Source organism: Streptococcus anginosus (assembly GCF_900636475.1).
Classification (GTDB): domain Bacteria; phylum Bacillota; class Bacilli; order Lactobacillales; family Streptococcaceae; genus Streptococcus; species Streptococcus anginosus.
Genome location: NZ_LR134283.1, coordinates 517497 through 536231, shown reverse-complemented (window position 1 = coordinate 536231; position 18735 = coordinate 517497). Strand labels below are relative to the sequence as shown.

Annotated in this window: 14 protein-coding genes; 2 read left to right on the top strand and 12 right to left on the bottom strand. The window is 38.4% G+C overall.

Annotated features, from left to right (window positions below; all coding sequences use genetic code 11):
- Nucleotides 1-55: 55 nt before the first annotated feature.
- On the bottom strand, nt 56-1423 hold the full coding sequence (locus EL079_RS02650; protein WP_018543499.1) for an ABC transporter substrate-binding protein: 1368 nt from the start codon (nt 1421-1423) through the stop codon (nt 56-58).
- A 403-nt stretch (nt 1424-1826) separates the two neighbouring features.
- Here EL079_RS02650 and EL079_RS02645 point away from each other — a divergent pair, with 403 nt between their 5' ends.
- Nucleotides 1827-4529 carry a GH36-type glycosyl hydrolase domain-containing protein gene (locus EL079_RS02645; RefSeq protein ID WP_003031696.1) on the top strand — a complete coding sequence of 901 codons (2703 nt, stop codon included), beginning with the start codon at nt 1827-1829 and terminating at the stop codon, nt 4527-4529.
- A gap of 54 nt (nt 4530-4583) precedes the next feature.
- Nucleotides 4584-6995, top strand: coding sequence for a GH36-type glycosyl hydrolase domain-containing protein (locus tag EL079_RS02640; RefSeq protein WP_018543500.1), 2412 nt, complete (start codon nt 4584-4586; stop codon nt 6993-6995).
- A gap of 168 nt (nt 6996-7163) precedes the next feature.
- Here EL079_RS02640 and EL079_RS02635 read toward each other — a convergent pair whose 3' ends face one another.
- The 11 genes from EL079_RS02635 to EL079_RS02585 form a co-directional block, all read right to left on the bottom strand.
- Nucleotides 7164-8078 (bottom strand): YihY/virulence factor BrkB family protein, encoded by a 915-nt coding sequence (locus EL079_RS02635; RefSeq protein WP_018543501.1) that lies wholly within the window; start codon nt 8076-8078, stop codon nt 7164-7166.
- A 50-nt stretch (nt 8079-8128) separates the two neighbouring features.
- Complete coding sequence (locus tag EL079_RS02630) at nt 8129-8986, bottom strand: methionyl aminopeptidase (protein ID WP_003024703.1); 858 nt, start codon at nt 8984-8986, stop codon at nt 8129-8131.
- Between the two features lie 24 nt (nt 8987-9010).
- Nucleotides 9011-10288 (bottom strand): CBS-HotDog domain-containing transcription factor SpxR, encoded by a 1278-nt coding sequence (gene spxR / locus EL079_RS02625; protein WP_003031698.1) that lies wholly within the window; start codon nt 10286-10288, stop codon nt 9011-9013.
- The gene (locus EL079_RS02620; protein ID WP_003031700.1) at nt 10281-10832 is read right to left on the bottom strand and encodes a GNAT family N-acetyltransferase; all 552 of its coding nucleotides are present in this window, start codon (nt 10830-10832) and stop codon (nt 10281-10283) included. The genes spxR and EL079_RS02620 overlap by 8 nt, the downstream gene beginning before the upstream one ends.
- 77 nt (nt 10833-10909) lie before the next feature.
- A complete protein-coding gene (locus EL079_RS02615) occupies nt 10910-12169 on the bottom strand; it encodes a UDP-N-acetylglucosamine 1-carboxyvinyltransferase (protein WP_003031684.1) in 1260 nt (419 codons plus the stop codon).
- Between the two features lie 416 nt (nt 12170-12585).
- Nucleotides 12586-13776 (bottom strand): methionine adenosyltransferase, encoded by a 1191-nt coding sequence (metK, locus tag EL079_RS02610; RefSeq protein WP_003031681.1) that lies wholly within the window; start codon nt 13774-13776, stop codon nt 12586-12588.
- A 266-nt stretch (nt 13777-14042) separates the two neighbouring features.
- Entirely contained in the window at nt 14043-15320 is a 1278-nt protein-coding gene (locus tag EL079_RS02605; RefSeq protein WP_018543503.1) for a dihydroorotase, read from the bottom strand.
- A gap of 12 nt (nt 15321-15332) precedes the next feature.
- The gene (locus tag EL079_RS02600) at nt 15333-15803 is read right to left on the bottom strand and encodes an NUDIX hydrolase (RefSeq protein ID WP_003031692.1); all 471 of its coding nucleotides are present in this window, start codon (nt 15801-15803) and stop codon (nt 15333-15335) included.
- 36 nt (nt 15804-15839) lie between these two features.
- Nucleotides 15840-16493 carry a uracil-DNA glycosylase gene (locus EL079_RS02595; RefSeq protein ID WP_018543504.1) on the bottom strand — a complete coding sequence of 218 codons (654 nt, stop codon included), beginning with the start codon at nt 16491-16493 and terminating at the stop codon, nt 15840-15842.
- Nucleotides 16494-16514: 21 nt separating this feature from the next.
- Nucleotides 16515-17501, bottom strand: a complete 987-nt coding sequence (locus EL079_RS02590) for a Gfo/Idh/MocA family protein (protein WP_003024723.1) — start codon at nt 17499-17501, stop codon at nt 16515-16517.
- Between the two features lie 630 nt (nt 17502-18131).
- Nucleotides 18132-18698: a DUF805 domain-containing protein gene (locus EL079_RS02585; protein ID WP_223349562.1), complete on the bottom strand. Its 567-nt coding sequence runs from the start codon at nt 18696-18698 to the stop codon at nt 18132-18134.
- Nucleotides 18699-18735 lie beyond the last annotated feature (37 nt).

The following is an 18735-nucleotide window of genomic DNA, read 5'->3' as shown; positions in this document are numbered from 1 at the left end:
CTTTCTTACTCCTTTGCCTATCCGTGATGTCTATCAACACTGCGGATAGTATTTTCTATTTTGGCCATTTAATATCTGTAATTTCTGGATAACGTTCTTTAATGGCTGTTTCAAAATTTGATTTGGCTTTATCAAAGCTTACTTTTCCTTGAAGATAGTCATTGAATGAATTTTGGAAAACTTCGACGCAACCTTGATCATAAGCTGATAATGGTGCCATTTTAATCTTTTCAGCAACTGGTGCGAAGTATTTAAAAGGATTTTGTCCGCCAAGAAAATCTGAAGCAAATTTGTCATCTTTTGCCGCTTCTTCCATACCGCTCTTGGTGTTAGTAAAGTCTGAATAGTCTTTAGAAATCTTCAGAAGGTTTTCTTTATTACCCGTTAAAGCTAAAATAATATCTTTGACGTGTTTTGGATTATCAGTTCCTTCTGCACCATGGATGTAAGATCCGCCCCAATTATATTCTTGGGGTGGATTCGTCACAGCCCATGTACCTTTAGCACCGTCCCAGTTTGGTTTCAAGGTAAAGTCAATACCCCAAGCAGGGAATAAGAAAGCAAAAACATTTGATTTAGAACTCATAGCTTTGTTCCAATCGTCTGTCCATTGTCCTTTAACAGTTTTATTGAAGTATCCAGCGTCAAGCCATTCTTTAGAATCTTTCACCCAATTCATCACTTCTGGTCCAACATTGATAGTTGTTTCACCAGCTTTAACCCAAGGTTTCTTAATATTATTACCATATAGACGGAAAGTATCTGCATAAGAAGCAAAAGTCAAATAACCTTTATCTTGCAATTCTTTAGACGTGGCTTTCATAGTAGCCCAATCTTTAACCTTTTCGCCAATAATTTTTGGATCATCTGTTCCAAAAACAGCCTTAGCAATATCACGACGGTAAACAAGGACACCTGGACAAGTTTGCCATGTTGAGCCACGTTGAACACCATCTTCGTCAGAAGCAGTAACTTTTGTAAAATTGTATTGGTCAGCTAAGTCTTTCTTAGGATCGATGCCCAAATCTTTCAATGGCATAGCAGCGTTCGCTTTTTTAGAAGAATACTTATTAACATAGTCTGTTTCAGATAAGAAAAGGTCAATTTTATCATCAGCAGATGCTGATTTTTGTTTCAATAAAGCTTCATCTAGCTTTTGTTGATAGACACCGTCTTGATTAGGATTAATAATCCAATGAATCTCCGTACCATCTTTAAGTTTTGTGATGGTACCATCTTTTGAAGTTTCTTTAACTTCTGGATAAACTGCTTCTACACGTTGACGGAATTCATCGTTCCAAGAATAGATATTAATAATTTTCCCTTCTTTTCCAGATGTTGAAGAATTGGATTTTGCAGAACAACCAACCATTGTTCCAGCCGCAAGAGCAATCGCGATAAAAGCGCTTACTTTTTTGTTCATAAAAAGTTCTCCTTTATTTGTCTGAGGCTTTCCCTCATGTATTTTGTACTTGCATTATACTCTGAAAATCGAAGTCATTATATTATATTTTTTCAAAAAATATCAAATTTCTGTCCTCATTTTACTTTTTTTATTTCTCTATTCTTAAATAAAAAAAGGTATTTAATGGAAATATTTTTTAAAAAATATTCTAATAAATGGGGAATTTTTTCTATATCATCAGCGATGCAAAGCGCCTGATTGTCATTAATCTCAGTTAGTTTCTATCTCTAAAAATTTGGCAGTTCATTGAATAATTAATTTCATGTCATATTTATGATATTTTTCTCTCCTTTTTTATTTTTTATTGAAAACCTTTTCTCTAAAATAAAAAGTATAAAAACATCATTGAAAAGGAGAAATCATGAAGCAATTGAAATTTATTAATGATACTGGAGAATTTACCATTCATCAACCTGAAAATATCAATTCCTTGTACTTCCCACTTGCTTCAGAAGTTGGATTAAAAAGTGCAATTAGTCCTAATCTGGGAGGCGATGCTAAAATTGATCAAGAAACCTTCTTATTAGAGCCAATCAGTATTGATAATCTACATAACAACCGCTCCACTCGAAATTTTTGGATTAAAAATCAGAATGGAGAAGTCGCTTCAGTAACAGGAAATTCTGCTAAGCAAGAAGCACAAAAATTTAGCATTGATCAAGAGGAAAGCCAGCTAACAGCTGGATTTATGTGGCAGAAACTAGAGCGTCATCTCAAAAATCTATCTTTAAAAGCAAAGGTAACGTCTTTCATTCCTCATAATGAAAATGTTGAAATCATGCAAGTAGACATCACAAACACTTCTGATGATACTCAAACGCTTACTGCCTATGCAGCTATTCCAATTTTTGGACGTAGTGCAGACAACATTAGAGATCACCGTAATGTCACCTCTATGCTACACCGTATCAAGACAACTAAATCCGGTGTTCTGGTTTGCCCAACTATGTCTTTTGATGAACGCGGTCATCGCGTCAATCATCAGATCTATTATGTCCTTGGTTTTGATGAATCTGGACAAGTACCTCAAGCCTTCTATCCAACTGTTGAATCTTTTATTGGCAAAAGTGGAAGTTTCATCCAGCCAGCTGCAATTTTCAACAATGAAAAAGGCATATCTGCTCATGCTAAAATTAATGGTCGAGAAGCCATGGGAGCCTTTCGTTTTGCCCCTTTTACTTTAGAAGCTGGTCAAAGCAAGAGTTTCATCATTCTTATGGGAATTGAAAACGACGAAAAAAATATTGATACTATTTCTGAAAAATATCGTAACCTAAAAACAGTTCAACAAAGTCTGACAGTCACTAAATCCTATTGGCTAAATAAGGTCGGAGTTGACTTCCACACCAAAGAAGCTGAGTTCGATAATTTTATGAAATGGGTATGCTTTCAACCATTTTTACGACGTATTTTTGGTTGTTCCTTCTTGCCTCACCACGATTATGGACGTGGGGGCCGCGGATGGCGTGACTTATGGCAAGATTGCCTCTCTCTACTTCTCATGGAACCTACTGAAGTTAGAAATATGATTATTAATAATTACAAAGGTGTCCGTCTTGATGGAACGAACGCTACTATCATCGGTCAAGGTGAGGGAGAATTCCTTGCTGACCGTAATGGTATTAGCCGTGTTTGGATGGACCATGCTCTCTGGCCATTGATAACAACCAAACTCTATATTGACCAGACAGGCGACATTGATATTCTTATGAAAGAAGTCTCTTATTTTAAGGACGCTCATGTCAAGCGAGGGACAGCTATTGATAACCTTTGGAGCGAAGATTACGGCAATAAACAACGATCTACTGATAATGATATTTACACAGGCAGTATCTTAGAACATTTGCTCATCCAACATTTAACTGGATTTTATGAAGTAGGTCAACACAATATTTACCGTCTCCGAGGTGCCGACTGGAATGATGCTCTTGATATGGCAGACGAAAACGGTGAAAGTGTCGCCTTTACCGCAGCTTATGCTGGGAATCTCATGGAATTAGCAGCACTCATTCGCTTGCTCGAAAGTAAAACACAAACTAAATCTGTTGAGATTTTAGAAGAAATCGGTCTTCTGCTGAAAAATGACACCGATATTTATGAAAAAGTTGCTCGCAAACATCAAATCTTAGATGCTTATGTTAAGCAGTGTCAACATAAGGTCAATGGATTCAAAGTTCAAATGAGCTTGTCAGAAATTGCTCTTAATCTTATTCAAAAAGCTACTTGGTTGCGTCAACATTTACAACAAAAAGAATGGATAGATCTCAATGAAACAGAAGGCTGGTATAACAGTTACTACGATAATAATGGCAGAGCTACCGATGGTTACTATAAGGACAAGAGCCACATGATGCTAACAGGACAAGTTTTCCCAATTATGAATCATGTAGCAACCGATGATCAAATCCATAAGATTATCTCCAGCGCCGACCATTACCTTTACCGCCCAGAAATTGGCGGTTATCGCTTAAATACCGACTTTCAAGAAGTTAAAACTGATCTTGGTCGTATGTTTGGTTTTGCCTATGGCGAAAAAGAAAACGGTGCGGTCTTCTCTCATATGACTGTCATGTATGCTTATGCTCTCTATCGTCGTGGCTTTGCTACAAAGGGCTGGAAAGCTCTCAAAGCGCTAGCTGATACATCTTTGAATTTTGAAACTAGCTGCATCTATCCAGGTATACCCGAATATTTCCGAACTGACGGTCGAGGCGTTTACCACTATCTAACAGGAGCTGCTAGTTGGTTCATGCTGACAATGGTTACTGAAGTCTTTGGAGTTCAAGGAAAATCAGGAGATCTTGTGCTTTATCCTAAACTTCTGGCAGAGCAGTTTGATAATAATGGCCAAACTTCTATTGTAGTTCCCTTTGCAGGTAAAAATTTCCATATCACCTATAACAATCCTCACTATAAGGATTTCGGTGATTATGTTGTAGCATCAGCTAACTGTGACAATCAACCTTTAAATATCACAGATGCTGCTTTTGTATTCTTAACCAAAAAACAACTAGAACTACTCAATAATGAGAACATGCACAATATCACTATTACACTAAATTAAGATAATAACTCAATACACGTAAAATAAATATCTAACAATTTAAAGGAGATTTTCATGAAATATGGTTATTTCGATGATGTCAATCGAGAATATGTGATTGATAAGCCTAATACCCCCTTACCTTGGGTCAACTATCTCGGCTCACCAGAATATGGTGCTATTATTTCTAACAATGCTGGCGGTTACAGTTTTGCCAAGTCTGGTGCCAACGGACGTATCCTTCGTTATGTTTTTAACAATTTTGATCAGCCTGGTCGCTACATCTATTTGAGAGATGATGACAGCAAGGAATTTTGGTCAGCCTCTTGGCAACCTGTTGGTAAAGATTTAACGGATTACCACAGTGAATGTCACCACGGTATGGGCTATACTAAAATGATGGCCGATTATGACAGCATTCATTCAGAAGTAACTTATTATGTTCCAAAAGGTCAAAGTTACGAAGTTTGGGCTTTAGAAGTGACTAATCGCTCTAATGATACCCGCAACCTAACTCTGACAGGCTATGCTGAATTTACTAATCACGGTAACTATGAACAAGACCAAGTCAATTTACAATATTCACTCTTCATCACACGCACTCTCTTTAAAGACAACCGTCTTATCCAACAGATTCATGGTAATTTAGACACACTAGACGATGATGAACAGGTTGATGAAAAAAATGTAACCGAACGTTTCTTTGGCTTAGCAGGAAATCCTGTCGCTTCCTTCTGCGGTGACAAAAAAACTTTTCTTGGTCGCTATAACGGTTATGATAAACCTACTGGTATCAGCACAGGGGATTTAGGCAATCTGACAAGTTACAATGAAAATGCCTGTGGAGCTTTAGCCAGTAAAGTTACGCTTGCCCCAAACGAAAGCAAAACTCTTGTCTTTATTCTTGGTGAAAAATCATCTCCAGAAGCGCAAGCCATTCTAAAAAATTATGATAAACCTAAAGAAATAGTCAAAGCAGAAGTCAATGATCTACGCTCTGAGTGGGAAGAACGCCTCATAAACCTACAGGTTCAAACACCGAGTCCTGAATTTAATACTATGATTAATACATGGAATGCTTACAACTGCTATATGACCTTTATCTGGTCACGTGCAGCTTCACTCATCTACTGTGGCTTACGAAATGGTTACGGATATCGAGATACAGTACAAGATATCCAAGGAATTATCCACCTCAAACCCGAAATGGCTGTCGAGAAGATCCGCTTCATGCTATCTGCCCAAGTAGATAATGGCGGTGGATTGCCACTAGTTAAATTTACTCATAAGCCCGGCCATGAAAATACACCTGATGATTCTTCTTATGTTAAAGAAACAGGTCACCCAGCTTACCGTGCTGATGATGCTCTCTGGCTCTTCCCAACTATCTATAAATATATAGCAGAGACGGGAAATATTGCCTTCCTTGATGAAGTCATCCCATATGCCAACAATGGAGAAGCTACTGTTTACCAACACTTGCAGACCGCTATCAAATTTTCCCTAGATCATTTAGGACCACATGGCATGCCCGCCGGACTTTATGCTGACTGGAATGATTGCCTACGTTTAGGTGCTCAAGGCGAATCTTCCTTTGTTGCTCTGCAATTCTACTATGCCTTGAAGATTCTCAAAGATTTCGCTAGTTATAAACAAGACGATGATTATCTTTCCTTCCTTGAAAAGATCAAAGCTGATATGGAACAAAAAATCCAAGACTTCTGTTGGGATAATGATCGTTTTATTCGTGGTTTCACTGAAAAGGGGGAACTCATCGGAGAAAGCCAAGCACCAGAGGCTAATTTCTGGCTTAACCCTCAAAGCTGGGCTGTTATAAGTGGTTTAGCAAGCAAAGAACAAACTGATCTTGTCATGGACAATATTTATAATCGTTTGAATACATCTTATGGTGCCGTACTCATGGATCCTCCTTACCATGGCCATGCCTTTGAGGGAGCACTAGCCGTTATCTACAACCAAGGGAATAAAGAAAACGCTGGTATCTTCTCCCAATCTCAAGGTTGGTTGATTTTAGCCGAAGCACTTCGTGGTCAAGGAGAACGAGCCTTCACTTATTTTATAGAAAATGCTCCTGCTGCACAAAATGATCAAGCTGACATTCGACAACTAGAGCCATACTGCTATGGACAATTCACAGAAGGCCCAGCTAGTCCTCACTTCGGACGCTCTCACGTTCACTGGTTAACAGGAACAGCTTCCACCATTATGGTTGGTTGTGTTGAAGGAATTCTTGGATTGCGTCCTGACCTGAAAGGTCTGAGACTCAGTCCTGCTATTCCAAAAAATTGGGATAGCTTCATTGTGGACAAGAACTTCCGCGGTAAACACCTTCACATCACTGTCCAAAATCCTAACCATAAAGAATCAGGCTTCACGAGACTCTGCCTCAACGGGAAAGAGTTGGCTAGCCCGTATCTTCCCGAAGAAATTTTATTAGAAAAAAATAACGTGACTCTAATCTTGTAAAAATAAAATTAACCATCGAAAGTTTACTTACGATGGTTTTTTCTGATACTTGGAAATTTAGTTTCAATATAAAATTTCTCATTAGATTTAGAAACTTGCATTGTTCACACTACAGAAGAAGTTTTATTCTTGATAGCTTGTAAAGAAACTTATCATGAACAAAAATTATTATCTTCTTTTTTCATTTTTTGTTTTTTTGATGAGTCGCGCGGTCAGTTGTTTATGTCTCGTTTCAAATTCTTTTTCGTGACATCCTTGGTAACTTGCATTTAAGATTGCCCCAATAATCATAATTTGGGCAATGAGGGTAAACCAAATCATGACGACGACAACAAAAATGGAACTAAAAAATCGGACATCCATTAAGTGATTTACATAAGTGTCCAAATAAACGGAAAATAAATTTAACAATACCCCAATCGTAAAAACTACAAAAATCGTTCCCGGCAGAACATAGCGAATTTTCCTGATTTTTACATTGGGTAAAAAGTAATAAAGCATCAGTAAAGAAAGAAACAGCAAGGTGTAAATAGTTGGCTGGGTCATTCTTTGCAAACTGGCATATAGTTGATCATCAAACTCCCAAAAGCTATGAAGCAAGCGAAGCGACATTCTCCCAAACATTGTCAGTAAAAGAGACAAGGCAAAGAGAAATTGCAACCCCAAGCTAATGACTAAACTAAATAATCTATGTGATATCAGACCTCTATCTTTTGCAACACCATAAGCTTTATTAAATGCTTTTTGCAAAAATGACATTGATTGTGAAAATGCCCATAGAGCCGAAAGGATAGAAAAACTCAACAAGCCAGAAGAAGGCTGAGTTAGCAAATTTCGGGTAACCTTTGCAACGACTTCATACAGCGATTCAGGCAGAACATCTTCCATTGCTTCCAAAAATTCTGTTATCGGAATTTGAAAATAAGGCAATATATTCACAACAATCAATAGCAACGGAAAAATCGAAATCAGCAAATAATATGCCACCGCAATGCTTGTCAAATCAATCTCGGATGCTTGATAAAATTTAAAAAAGGATTGTAAAAACGGGTTCTGTCCAATCTTAGAAACAAACTTTTTCATCTCGTCTCCTACTAGAATACAGAGCAAAAAGCCCCTTTCCATTCTTATTTTTAATAAGTTCCTTCTTCTCCTTGGCTGGTTAAGATAACAGGACCATCTTTGGTAATCACAAATTGATGTTCGTATTGACAAGAAAGTCCACCGTCCAGCGTTTTGTGAGCCCAACCCGTTTCAAAATCTGTGTCAATCTCCCAAGTACCTGTTGAAATCATTGGCTCAATTGTCAAAACCATGCCTTCACGAAGACGCAATCCGCGTCCAGCGCGTCCGTAATGAGGCACCATTGGCTCTTCGTGCATGGTTGGTCCAACACCGTGTCCTACCAAGTCACGAACGACACCATAGCCATGACTTTCCGCATACTCTTGAATCGCTGCACCAATGTCACCAATTCGATTGCCAACTTGAGCAGCTTCAATTCCACGATAAAGGCATTCTTTTGTCACGTCCATCAGTTGGTGCACTTCTTCACTCACTTGACCAACTGCATAAGCCCAGCAAGAATCCGCAACACCTCCACGGAAATTTTCTGTATAGTGTTTCATCTGCTCTACATTGTTGAAATCGAGTTTAGAAACATCCAATTCTGCTTTATCAACCAAGCCAACAACCATATCTACTTTAATTAAGTCACCCTCAACCAATTTTTGATGACGTGGAAAAGCATGTGCCACTTCATCATTCAATGAGCAGCAAGTGGCATAAGGGTAGTCCATGATGCTCCCTTCTACGCCAATTTGAAGCGGAAGAGCATTATCCTCCTTACAACGTCTGCGGACGTATTCTTCAATTTCCCACATGTCAATACCTGGCTTAATCAAATCCCTTAAACCGATATGAATACTGGCGAGAAATGCGCCGCTTTTTTCCATTAAATCAATTTCACGTTGTGATTTTAAAGTTATCATTCTTTCTCCTTAATATCTGAGGTATTAGTTTATCTTTACTGTAATGGTCGCTTTTGCAACCAATTGAAGTTTTAAATAAATATCGTAATCCAAAATAGCAGAGTGCCTTGTTTGTCGAACAATTCTTGGTCGAAGTGTCAAACTTTCATCAATCTGAACAGCTTGCAAGAAATAAATCATCATCTGTTCAATAATAATATTTTTCTTGCCAGATGTCATGTATTGATGCGTTGCTGTCGTTAAAATCTCTGTTAGAATCCCATTAGACAAAACACCGTTACTTTCTAACATAAAAGGTTCCACAACAAAAGAAAATTCATTGTTGATATGACGAAGTTTTTGAGAGACTTGGTCACCAAAAGTTGGTAGGCTGGAGATTTGTTCCCGACTCATTTTTTCCATGACATCACGACGCGTAATGACTCCAAGAAGAGTTTGATTGCTCCGAATGACTGGCACCATTTCAAAGTCTTCTGTAATCATGCGCTGGCTAACATTGGCAATGCTGGTGTTTAAAGTAACGGCATAGATATTTTTCGTCATGACTTTGTCCAAAATAGTGTGAGGAGACTTGTCACCAGTATCACGCATAGTCACCACGCCAACGACCATATTATGCTGATTAACAACAGGAAAACGACTGCTACGGTTTCTTCGAACCAAATCCATAAAATCACGAACGGTATCTGTATCTTTTAAGAAACCATACTCATGACTACCACGATAAACCTGTTCCACGGTTAAAATATCTGTTTTGATCTGCATGTTGGACAGGGCACGATTGATAATCGTTGCAACTGTAAAGGTATCATGTTGGGATCTTAGAACAGGAATGCTTAAGCGGTTCGCCAATTTTAAAACATCAGAACTCACTTCTAAGCCACCTGTCACTAAAACAGCATTTTCATACTTCAAAGCCAATAACTGAATACGGGTGCGGTCTCCAATAATCAAGAGACCTCCTTCCGTTAAATAACGTAAGAGATTCTTCTCGGTCATTGCCCCGATTGAGAATTTACTGAATTCCTTTTCAAGTCCATCTTGACCAGCTAATACTTCTGATCTCGTAATTTCAGCAATTTCTTTAAATGTTAAGTGCTCCAGCTCTACTTTGGGAGATTTTACGCGAATAGTGCCACTACGAGGACGCGTTTCAACCAATCCACGGTTTTCTGCTTCTTTAATTGCACGATAAGCAGTCCCCTCGCTTACTCCTAAATAATTGGAAATGCTGCGTACACTAACACGCTTTCCTACTGGTAATTCTTCCAAATAAGCGATAATTTCTTGATGTTTACTCATGAAAGTCTCCTTTTTCATAGCAAAACTCTAAATAATCCCGCATTTTACGTGTATAACGGTCGCTCCCCTTGAACTGCCGCCTACAAAAAAATCCTGTCTTCTCGGCAACTCTTTGGCTGGCTTTGTTTTCCAGATGAGTTATAATATAAAGTCGCTTCAAATCAAACTGTGTAAATGCCAAATAAACAATATTTTTGACGCACTCAGTCATCAGACCATGTCCCCAATAATCATGCCGAAGAAAATAACCAAGCTCTGCTTCGCCCTTGATTTCGTCTATCTTTTCAAATTTGATAGATCCGATCATTTTCTCAGAATCTTTATCACAAATCGCCCAAATTCCAAGAGGATGTTTCATAAAATAATTAGCCAATACATGTTGGCTTTCTTGTAAATTAGCCTGCACAGGAAAAATGAAGCGTAGATTTTCAGGATTGGAGGTAATTTTATAAAAATCTTCACTATCCATAAAGGAAAATGGACGCAATACTAAATGTTCTGTTTCTATAAAGGCAAACTCTGCCAATTTTGTCCACAAATTCATATCTTACCTCTAAGATAAAGCTCAGCTGGCGTACCAACTGAGCTATCTCACTTCATCGTGCCAACGTTATTTTAGAGTTATTCTTCAACAAGCTGAATGTCTGCTCCTAAATTAGTCAACTTTTCAATAATATTTGAATAACCACGCAAAATAAATTCTACATTTGTAATCTCAGTTTTTCCGTGAGCTAACAATCCTGCAATTACAAGAGCTGCTCCTGCCCGCAAATCAGTTGCTTTGACCGCTGCACCTTGCAATTGATTAGGTCCTTCATAAGCAATATGATTGGCACTCGTTGAAATCTTACCTGCCATTTTTGCTAACTCAGGGACATGATTTACTCGCTTTTCATAAATCGTATCAATAATTAAGCCACGTCCTTTAGCTGTCAATAAAAGTGGCGTAATAGGCTGTTGCAAGTCTGTAGCAAAGCCTGGATAAGGAGCCGTCTTAATATTGATTGCTTTCAAGTCATGTTGCTTTTCGACATACACACTATCTTCAGAAACGGTCATGCGAACTCCCATTTCTTCTAATTTCGCAATAAAGCCTTCTAAGTGTTCATAAAGGACATTGTTGATTTGCACGCCTTCACCAATTGCAGCAGCCATTGAGATATAAGTTCCTGCTTCAATTCGATCTGGAATGACTTGATGACGAGTACCATGAAGTTTGTTAACACCTTCAATGACAATAATATCCGTACCAGCTCCTCGAATGTGTGCTCCCATATTATTCAAAAGTGTCGCTACATCAATGATTTCAGGCTCACGAGCTGCATTTTCAATAACGGTGCGCCCTTTTGCTTTTACTGCCGCAAGCATGGTGTTAATGGTCGCCCCAACACTTACCGTATCCATGTATATACTAGCTCCGTGGAGATGTTTACCACCTGTCGAAAGGTTCATGGAATTCCCCTCGTAAGACATAGTAGCCCCCATGGCTTCAAATGCTTTCAAATGCAAGTCAATAGGTCGTGGACCCAAATCACAGCCACCAGGCAAACCAACTGTTGCTTCGCCATAGCGGCCCAGCAAGCTACCATAAAAGTAATAAGAAGCACGCAAGCTATTGATTTTACCATAAGGCATGGGCATATTTTTTATACCACGAGGATCAATTCTCAGTGTATCATCTTGGCGCTCAACAGTAGCTCCCATAGCTTCCATAATGTCAATCAAACTCACAACATCAGAAATATCTGGCACACAGTCCAATGTCACGATTTCATCAGATAAAATTGTCGCCGGAATTAAAGCGACTACGCTATTTTTAGCACCACTAATAGTCACCTCTCCTTTTAAGGGGCGACCACCATTAATTACAATTTTTTTCATTTTCAGCTCTTTCAAGGAATTTCTAATCAAATATACTGCACTTTATTATAACACAGTTTCTGGGAAAATCCTATCCTTTTAAAAAAATCTCTTTTGACTTGTCATTCTTGTTATATAACGATTACAGAGCCATTTTATTTTTGTAACATTAAAAAAGGAGTGAGATCGAACTAAAATTTGAAAATTTTTAGTTCGTAATCTCATCCCCGAAAGGTTGCTCAACAATTTCCTAGACTGTTGAGAGGTAAAAGTTTTTTATCAAAAGTACTCTTTTCTGAGCTTGAAAAACGAATAGTCTTGAGACTTGCTTAGCACAAGCTCTGTTCGCTATATCCAAGTTCTGCTTTGAGTAATCAGCCAACTGCGCTACTGGTTTATTTTGAAACTAAAGATTTTTGGTCTAAGCGACCTACTTGTTATTTCACAGCTGCTTTCAAAGCATCTACTTTATCAAGTTTTTCCCACGGCAGGTCAATATCCGTACGTCCCATGTGCCCATAGGCAGCAGTCTGACGGTAAATTGGTCGTTTCAAATCAAGCATTTGAATAATACCCACTGGACGAAGATCAAAAATTTGTCGAACTGCTTCTTGAAGCTTGCTTTCTGAAACTGCACCTGTACCAAAAGTATCAATGCGGACTGATACTGGATGTGCAACTCCGATAGCATAGGCTAGCTGAACTTCTACTTTCTTAGCTAATCCTGCTGCAACAATATTTTTAGCAATATAACGCGCTGCATAAGAAGCAGAACGATCGACTTTTGTGGCATCTTTTCCTGAGAAAGCCCCACCTCCATGGCGTGCATAACCGCCGTATGTATCAACGATAATCTTACGTCCAGTTAAACCAGAATCTCCTTGAGGTCCGCCAATAACAAAGCGGCCGGTTGGATTGATGAAAAACTTACTTTTTTCATCCAAATACTCTGCTGGAACTACTTCTTTAATGACCTTTTCAATCACATCTTGATGAATCTGCTCATTGCTTACTTCTGGGTCATGTTGTGTAGAAATAACGACAGCATCCACGCGCACTGGTTGGTCATTTTCATCGTATTCAACCGTTACTTGAGATTTTGCATCCGGACGAAGATAGGAAATTTCTCCAGACTTGCGAAGCTCTGCTAAACGACGGACTAATTTGTGACTGAGAGAAATAGGCAACGGCATTAGTTCAGGTGTTTCATCTACAGCAAAACCAAACATCAGCCCCTGATCACCGGCACCAATCAAATCAAGCGGATCTTGTTCAGCATTTCCACGAATTTCAAGGGCTTCATTCACCCCTTGAGCGATATCTGGTGATTGCTCAACAAGCGACGGATGCACCCCCACTGTTTCTGCTGAAAAACCATATTCAGCTTTTGTATAACCAATCTCTGCAATTGTATCGCGAACTATGCGGTTAATATCCACATAAGCATTTGTGGATATTTCCCCAAAAACATGGACAGAGCCTGTATAGACAGCTGTCTCAGCAGCCACATGAGCTTCTGGATCCTGCTCCAAGATAGCATCTAAAATAGCATCTGAAATTTGGTCTGCAATCTTATCTGGATGTCCTTCAGATACAGATTCAGACGTGAAAAGTTTACGTTCTGACATATTCATGTCCCCCTTTTAATGAAATATTCCCTCCTAAAAATTCTATTATTGCTAGGAAGTTACTTGAAAATCTGTAAACAGACTTACGTTAAAAAGTTACAAAGCACTAGTCTCTATGGTTAATATTTAACCTTTGACTACCTTTTCGGGACTATTTTAACTTCTCTATTGTATCATTTTTTATCCTAATAAACAGAAAATTTTCTAAAAATTATAAGAAATTTAAAATACAATAAGGTTGAAAAACACTTCCAACCTTATGCTTGTTATGATGATTTGCCTCCATAGACAATTTGTCCATCACAGATCGTATAGTGAACAACACCTTTTAATTTTTCACCGATAAATGGTGAATTAGCTGCTTTTGAGGCAAAATCTTCTGTTATCATGCGTTCAGCATCTGCATCGAAAATGGTGAGATCTGCTGGCCCATTCTCAGCAAGATAACCCGCTTCAAAATCATAGAGTTGCGCTGGGTTAATTGTCATTTTTTCCAGCAACTGCATGAGTGTCAAATGACCTGCTTCCACCAAATACGTCAAGCCAAGCGAAAGTGATGTCTCTAGACCTGTCATGCCAGATGGTGCTTTGGTGATGTCTTTTGCATTCTTTTCATCAGCGTGGTGAGGTGCATGGTCTGTCGCAATGACTGAAATAACTCCAGACTTAAGTCCTTCAATGACAGCTAAACGATCTGATTCCAAACGAAGGGGCGGGTTCATCTTGGCATTGCTTCCTTTTAACAGCAATAGCTCTTCTGTCTTAGAAAAATGCTGCGGCGCTGCTTCTGCTGTTACGTGAGTGCCCAATTGCTGAGCGAATTCCACGACTTTCACACTTTCTGCTTTTGATAAATGCTGGATATGAATATGAGTATTGGTTGCATGAGCAATCATCACGTCACGCGCAATCATACTATATTCAGCGACCCCAGTCGCACCGCAAAATCCAAAATGTTCTTTGGCAATCTGCTCATTAAACCCAAGGATACCATTGAGTTCTGGGTCCTCTTCGTGAAGGCAGATAAATGTACCATTTTTGTCAGCTTCTTCCAAAGCTTCGCGTACCACTTTTGTACTTTTTAATGGAATTCCGTCATCTGAAAAACCAATAGCTCCCGCTTCCAAAAGCGCTTTGAAATCTGTCAAATGCTGTCCATCAAAATTCTTTGTAATGGTTGCAACAGACTTAATATGAATGTTTTCATGATTGGCAGATTCTAATACTTCTTTCAACGTCTCTACTGTTGAAATCGTTGGAGTGGTATTTGCCATCATGACAACCGTTGTAAATCCACCCGCTGCCGCAGCTAAAGCACCCGTATGAATATCTTCTTTATGCGTCTGACCAGGTTCACGAAAATGAACATGAATATCAATCAGCCCTGGCGCCACCACCAATCCAGTCGCATCAATCACCTGAGCGTTTTCTGCCTTCAAATCCTGACCAATTTTAAGAATTTTTTTATCCTTAACCAAAACATCGCAAATCTGATCTAAACCAGACTTAGGGTCCATGACACGACCATTTTTAATTAACAACATGTACTTTTCTCCTTATTCTCCATAAAAATCAACATGACTCTCCACCAACTTCTCTCCTTTGTAAGAAAATTTAGCCGAGAAGAATGGTTTATCTTCTAAAATCCAAGATAGAAACGTATGATCTCCCTCCCAAGTTGGTTTGGACAAAACTTGTTCATAAGGCACCCATTCCAAAGTCCCCTCATCGCAGTCAATCAAGTCTCCCTCAAACTCCGTCACTTTAAATACATAGGTATACCAATCATGGTTAGGTGTAAAATCTGGAAACGTGATAATACCTTTTAATACTGGCTTATTGACCCGCAAACCTGTTTCTTCAAAGATTTCTCTTACAGCGCACTCCTGCGGCGTTTCACCTTTCTCTAATTTACCCCCAACACCAATCCACTTACCAGCATGAACATCATTAGGCTTTTTATTTCGATGTAGCAATAAAAATTCTTTGCCGTTGTCAATATAGCAAATCGTTGCTAACTTAACCATTTTTCTCCTTTCGAAAATACCACTATATAAAACTACTTATAATAACCAATTTATCGGCTCTATCCCTTGCGCTGTTAGAAAGGCATTGGTTTTAGAAAAAGGTTTGCTGCCAAAAAATCCACGATGAGCGGATAAGGGACTCGGATGAGGAGATTCTAAAATGAGATGTCTAGGATTAGTTATCAAGGCTTTTTTCTTGCGTGCATAAGAGCCCCAGAGTATAAAGACAACAGGTGTATCTTTTTCATTGACAACCTTAATCACAGCATCCGTAAACGGTTCCCAGATTTGACCGGCATGTCCATTTGCTTGCCCAGCAGGAACAGTCAAACTGGCATTCAGCAGCAAGACTCCTTGCCGTGCCCATGGTGTCAAATCATGAGATTCTTTGATGCCAATGTCATCTGCTAACTCTTTCAAAATATTTTGAAGAGAAGGCGGCGCTGTAATATCATCTGGTACTGAAAAGCTCAGCCCCTGCGCTTGACGCGGACCATGATAAGGGTCTTGTCCCAAAATCACTACTTTTACATCTGCTAAATCCGTCGTTTGTATCGCATTAAATACTTTTTCACGCGGCGGATAGATTGTGCCTGATGAATAAACCTGATTTAAAAAATAATTAATTTTACCAAAATAACCATCAGGTAATTGTTGCTTAATCAAACTATGCCAAGCTGAGTGTTCCATTGTTTCTCCTGTTCTATATCGTTATTTTTCTTCCTCTGGATAAGTCATGCCCCACTCTTTTCGCAAATCCGTCATGATTTTCATGACATCACGACTATAATCCAAATACATCTCATTTTTGTCACCAGCTACTGCTTCTTCCATATCAAGAATTTCATACATTAAAGCATCACTCGTCTTTCCAGCTTCAATGATTTCTTGATGCCCGTCCCCCGTATAGGTAATAACCGCCTTTTGTCCTCGAGGATATTCATATATTTCAATATAGCCTTTATCATAAGCAATTGTTCCTCGCTTAGGCTGTTTAGCGTGGAGACTCAAGGTCAAAGTTGCCATTTCTCCTTCAGCATTCGTCAGAAGAACCCCCGCCTGCTCATCAACGCCCGTTGGTGCAAATTTCACTTGTGAAAGAATTTGATTGGGTCGAGATGTCATAAACCACCGAACAAATGACAAGGCATACACGCCAATATCTAACAGTGCACCGCCAGCAAGCTGACGATTAAAGAAACGATTTGTCATATCATATTCTTTGTAGCTACCAAAGTTCATTTGAATCATTTTTAAATCACCTAATTGACCACTGGAGATGATGTTGTTCAATTTTCGATAGATTGGCATGTGGTAAATCGTCATCGCTTCTGCCAAAACGACATGTTCTTGTTCGGCTAATAAAACTGCTTCTTCCAATTCTTCTGAATTGAGCGTAATGGACTTCTCACATAAAACGTGTTTCCCGTTTTTTAATGCTTTTCGTAAAAAATCAATATGCGTATTATGTGGTGTGGAAATATAGATAATGTCCACATTTTCGTCCTTAAATACATCATCAATCTGATCATAAACTTTTTCAATACCATATTTCTGTGCAAAATCCACACCTTTTGCATACGTTCGATTGGCAACAGAATAGAGTTTTCCACCCAATTTCTCCAAGGCCTGTGCCAATTCATTAGCAATCACACCTGTACCTAAAGTTGCCCAATTATAGCGTACCTTATTTTCCATGGTCATTCTCCTAGCTACATAATTATCTTTATCATACCAAATTTTCCTTCATTTAGCTGACTTTTTGTGTAGAGACATCCCTTTTGACAAAATCCTATGAAATCAAACTATGCTTTTCTATCTAAACAATCGAATAAAATCAAGGATTACAATTATTCAGAATATTCCTTTATGTTATAATAAATTGAGAAGGGAGCAATTTTATGTGGTCTTGGTTTATTGTATTTTTACTTTTGGTTATTGCTTTATTTTACTTTTCAAATATCATAATAAAAACTATTATCGGATTTGGATTATTTATTTTTGCGATTGCTATCATTTGCTTTATCATTGATTATCACAACGATCCAAATAAAGACTAAAAATTAGCTTAAATAGGTCATTTTTCTAATGAGATAAATGAGATATAAGATTGGCTTATTCAGGAATAAATTCATAAAAATGATATTAAAAAAATCGTCATTTCTAAAAAATACCCCAATATATTATTGGAGCATTTCTAGTTTAGTTATCTTCAGAGATAGCTGAGTCCAACTCTTTCTCATCTGATTGAACAACTTGTTCTGGAGTTTCAGTTGTAGTCGCAGATTCTTGTTGAGGTTGATTTGGTGTTGTTTCAGGTTCAACTGCTTATTCTTGTGGTTGAGTAAATTGTTGTGCTTGAACAGGTTGTTGCTGAGGTTGTGCTTGTTGTGTCGTAAATTGTCCTTGGTGAACCGTAGATGTTTTCACTTCTTTAGTTGGCATACAAAGTAGGACAATTAGAGCGATAGAACATGGTAACATAGCAACGGCAGCCAAAATATTTAAAATTGGAACCCACATCAAAAGCATAGGATCTGCATATAAAAAGATAAATGCCCAATGATAGCCAGCATCCCGCAAACGACGCACAATAATCGCCAAATTTGGGACTAAAGTTGCTATCCCAAAAACACTCAATAAAATAATGATAAAAAATTCGGAACCTAAACTACTTATAAAAATACTTGGATCAAATCCTCCTTCATAATCATAATAAGTCGCTTGCTGTACAACATTGAAGATTGCAACCAAAATTGACCCAAAAGCCATAATACCAAATGGAAGTGTAATCAAAACATTGTACAAAACAGACCACCAATAGTCAGATCTAGTTGATTTTCCTTCAAAATCAGCATAGTGAGTCCAAAACTTTTTATAAGCTGTAAACATCATAAATCTCCTAACATTTTAATTTCTAATAGGAATATCA

Excerpts from the sequence above, each read along its gene's own strand:
- EL079_RS02590 (WP_003024723.1), bottom strand. The coding sequence starts at position 17,501 with ATGGAAAATAAGGTACGCTATAATTGGGCAACTTTAGGTACAGGTGTG.
- spxR (WP_003031698.1), bottom strand. The coding sequence starts at position 10,288 with ATGAGTAAACATCAAGAAATTATCGCTTATTTGGAAGAATTACCAGTA.
- EL079_RS02650 (WP_018543499.1), bottom strand. The coding sequence starts at position 1,423 with ATGAACAAAAAAGTAAGCGCTTTTATCGCGATTGCTCTTGCGGCTGGA.
- EL079_RS02595 (WP_018543504.1), bottom strand. The coding sequence starts at position 16,493 with ATGGAACACTCAGCTTGGCATAGTTTGATTAAGCAACAATTACCTGAT.
- EL079_RS02620 (WP_003031700.1), bottom strand. The coding sequence starts at position 10,832 with ATGAATTTGTGGACAAAATTGGCAGAGTTTGCCTTTATAGAAACAGAA.
- EL079_RS02635 (WP_018543501.1), bottom strand. The coding sequence starts at position 8,078 with ATGAAAAAGTTTGTTTCTAAGATTGGACAGAACCCGTTTTTACAATCC.
- EL079_RS02585 (WP_223349562.1), bottom strand. The coding sequence starts at position 18,698 with ATGATGTTTACAGCTTATAAAAAGTTTTGGACTCACTATGCTGATTTT.
- EL079_RS02605 (WP_018543503.1), bottom strand. The coding sequence starts at position 15,320 with ATGTTGTTAATTAAAAATGGTCGTGTCATGGACCCTAAGTCTGGTTTA.
- EL079_RS02640 (WP_018543500.1), top strand. The coding sequence starts at position 4,584 with ATGAAATATGGTTATTTCGATGATGTCAATCGAGAATATGTGATTGAT.
- metK (WP_003031681.1), bottom strand. The coding sequence starts at position 13,776 with ATGTCAGAACGTAAACTTTTCACGTCTGAATCTGTATCTGAAGGACAT.
- EL079_RS02600 (WP_003031692.1), bottom strand. The coding sequence starts at position 15,803 with ATGGTTAAGTTAGCAACGATTTGCTATATTGACAACGGCAAAGAATTT.
- EL079_RS02645 (WP_003031696.1), top strand. The coding sequence starts at position 1,827 with ATGAAGCAATTGAAATTTATTAATGATACTGGAGAATTTACCATTCAT.
- EL079_RS02630 (WP_003024703.1), bottom strand. The coding sequence starts at position 8,986 with ATGATAACTTTAAAATCACAACGTGAAATTGATTTAATGGAAAAAAGC.
- EL079_RS02615 (WP_003031684.1), bottom strand. The coding sequence starts at position 12,169 with ATGAAAAAAATTGTAATTAATGGTGGTCGCCCCTTAAAAGGAGAGGTG.